This is a genomic window from Candidatus Megaera venefica, from assembly GCF_034554655.1.
GTDB lineage: Bacteria > Pseudomonadota > Alphaproteobacteria > Rickettsiales > Rickettsiaceae > Megaera_A > Megaera_A venefica.
In genome coordinates this window covers 1-2,301 of record NZ_JARJFB010000210.1, presented here as the reverse complement: position 1 = coordinate 2,301, position 2,301 = coordinate 1, and the positions used below count along the sequence as shown (strand labels likewise).

Below are 2,301 nucleotides of genomic sequence, written 5' to 3'. Positions count from 1 at the left end.
TGATGGATTAAGTTTGCTTGCATTATCTGGTTGGGGTGCGGATTTATCTCCAAAATTAGATGCGTACCAAGGACTCACTCATAAAACGATTGATGAAAATAGCTGTCTATTTTCAGATTTTGATTATTTCCAAGGGCTTCTTGGTAAGACCTTAACGCAAAAAGTATTGCAGGCAATTTCTTATAACAAATAAACATTTTCACTCTAAATAATCAATAAAAAGACGAGGATCAAAATGCTAAAAAAACAAATACAAAACGATAGAATAGAAAAAAATCTTAAAGTATTAAAACTATTGTCAAATAATGACCCTAGTATCAACGAAGAACAAAAAAGAGAAGTCATAAACGGCTATACTGGCTGGGGAGGACTCCGCGAGGCAATCTTTACTCCTTGTGTTTACAGGCAATTAAAACGTTACCTAACCAATGATGAGATTGGCTCTATAAAAAAGAGCGTAAACAGTGCATACTATATGCCCGAGTTACTGGTAAAATTCATATGGGCGGCTTTAACACGTATGGGTTTTAAGGGGTTACGAGCAGACGGAGGCGGTAAAAGTTGTAATATATTAGAGCCTTCCGCGGGAACAGGGGTATTTTTTAACTACATGCCACAAATAGTAGCAAAAAATGCAAGTATAGATGCAATAGAGCTTGATAATGCCTCCTGCAAATTATTTAGCAAATTGCACGGCAATATTAACATTATCAATACTGGTTTTGAGAATTTCTGCTGCAACGACAATAGATACGACCTAATTATCGGCAACCCGCCATACGGTCGCAATACCGTAAATGATATTTTTAACTCCGACTTGGCGCACTTAATAATTCATCATTGGTTTGTTGCTAAATCCGCAAGAATGCTAAGAGATAAAGGTATTATAGCAATGATATTGCCACAATTTTTCCTAGACAATACAAAAGAGCATGCACGGGATATTATCAACGCATCAGGAACAAACTTAATACTTGCTTATCGCTTGCCTGATAATTTATTTGCGGATGCAAAAATTACCGTTGATTTAGTATTCTTGCAAAAAACCGATAAAACCCATGAGTGGCAAGCCACCAGACAAAAAAAGATTGGTGAACATAGTAAACCGATAAATGAGTATTTTTTTAATAACCCCCATCACGTATTAGGTGAGCTTGAGATAGTCCCAATGTACGATCGCCTGGGGATTACCTGTAAAAGCAGCGGTGATTTAAGAACCCAGCTTGCAAGCGTATATTCTAAAATCAAAAAAATACTCTAAATTATCAGTTGCTTACGAATCGCACTGGACAACAATACATCTAAACACTATGAAAGGCGGATGTAACCGCCTTTCATAGCCACCGTAACAACTAGTAACATCTATTCGGTCAATTTATATCCTCTTGCCCGCCTTCTTTTTTTAATCACTTGCAAAGCACTATTAACCTCTAATTCACTATCACAAAAAATAATTTTATAGCCACCTCGTTTACCGTACCTACTACCCCAGCTAAAAAATACACTAGTGCCACCGAATAGATTGGTCTGTAGTTGTACATTATAGAACCTATCTTCTCTTAACCAAGTTTGCAGCATGTTATGCCATGAACCGAACCAATAAAAGCAGGGGACGGTCAGTTCGCATTATCTAATTGACGCCCTAACTCCTCAAATTCATTAATGTTATCTTCATTAGCAATTCTTACAAGAGCGGCAACGATATCAGTAAATATCTCTGTATTTTCCTCTGTTATAGGGGCGTCCATAATATCTAATAAATGCTGTACGCCTTGATTTAAATCTCTAGATATCAAAATATCTATGTATTTAAAATATATAGGAGCAAGTGGATGCTCCGCAAAACTATTGTAAGTTTTTCCGTAATTTGAATTCATCATATAACACTCCAAGTTTAGTTGATAATAACGTTAATCTATAATTGTTGCAATAACTGTTCAAGCTTCGTTTCTTCATCAGATACAGCAGCTTTCTGCATTTCTATAATTATTTTAAGAATTATAGTGCGGTTTTCAGGTAAATAGTATTTTTCTGCTATTACTTGTAAGTCTTCGGCTTCCTTATAAAAGCCTCGTTTTTCTAAAGTTTCAACAAATTGATAAAACAAAGGCGCAAGCGGATGATCTATGAAGTTATTACAGTCTTTATAATATTGGATGCTATTCATACAGTTTCTCTAAAAAAACTTGATTAAATGTTTAATAAACTTATCTTGGTCAATATTTAGATGTTTAGCTAACTTTAGGTTGTTATTTTTCCAAGTACCGATAATAGCTCCCGACGGTAATTTAATGACACCGT

The 2,301-nt window shown here is 35.3% G+C and carries 5 protein-coding genes; 2 read left to right on the top strand and 3 right to left on the bottom strand.

Translation table 11 applies throughout. From position 1 onward, the window contains the following. Both Megvenef_RS09005 and Megvenef_RS09000 read left to right on the top strand, forming a co-directional pair. The coding region (locus tag Megvenef_RS09005; RefSeq protein WP_322777593.1) for a hypothetical protein at positions 1–193 on the top strand (193 nt) is incomplete at its 5' end. 42 nt (positions 194–235) lie between these two features. Further along, complete coding sequence (locus tag Megvenef_RS09000) at positions 236–1,261, top strand: Eco57I restriction-modification methylase domain-containing protein (protein WP_322777592.1); 1,026 nt, start codon at positions 236–238, stop codon at positions 1,259–1,261. A 101-nt stretch (positions 1,262–1,362) separates the two neighbouring features. On the opposite strand, the gene Megvenef_RS08995 is transcribed toward Megvenef_RS09000, so the two are convergent. From Megvenef_RS08995 to Megvenef_RS08985, 3 genes are read right to left on the bottom strand one after another with little or no spacing between them, the layout of a single operon-like run. Beyond that, entirely contained in the window at positions 1,363–1,578 is a 216-nt protein-coding gene (locus Megvenef_RS08995; protein WP_322777591.1) for a WGR domain-containing protein, read from the bottom strand. Positions 1,579–1,616: 38 nt separating this feature from the next. Beyond that, positions 1,617–1,880 carry a hypothetical protein gene (locus tag Megvenef_RS08990; protein WP_322777590.1) on the bottom strand — a complete coding sequence of 88 codons (264 nt, stop codon included), beginning with the start codon at positions 1,878–1,880 and terminating at the stop codon, positions 1,617–1,619. Positions 1,881–1,915: 35 nt separating this feature from the next. Next, positions 1,916–2,167 carry a hypothetical protein gene (locus Megvenef_RS08985; protein WP_322777589.1) on the bottom strand — a complete coding sequence of 84 codons (252 nt, stop codon included), beginning with the start codon at positions 2,165–2,167 and terminating at the stop codon, positions 1,916–1,918. Between the last annotated feature and the right edge of the window lie 134 nt (positions 2,168–2,301).

Bases quoted from the DNA above. Each gene is read 5' to 3' on its own strand.
- Megvenef_RS08995 (WP_322777591.1), bottom strand. From the start codon at position 1,578: ATGCTGCAAACTTGGTTAAGAGAAGATAGGTTCTATAATGTACAACTA.
- Megvenef_RS08985 (WP_322777589.1), bottom strand. From the start codon at position 2,167: ATGAATAGCATCCAATATTATAAAGACTGTAATAACTTCATAGATCAT.
- Megvenef_RS08990 (WP_322777590.1), bottom strand. From the start codon at position 1,880: ATGATGAATTCAAATTACGGAAAAACTTACAATAGTTTTGCGGAGCAT.
- Megvenef_RS09000 (WP_322777592.1), top strand. From the start codon at position 236: ATGCTAAAAAAACAAATACAAAACGATAGAATAGAAAAAAATCTTAAA.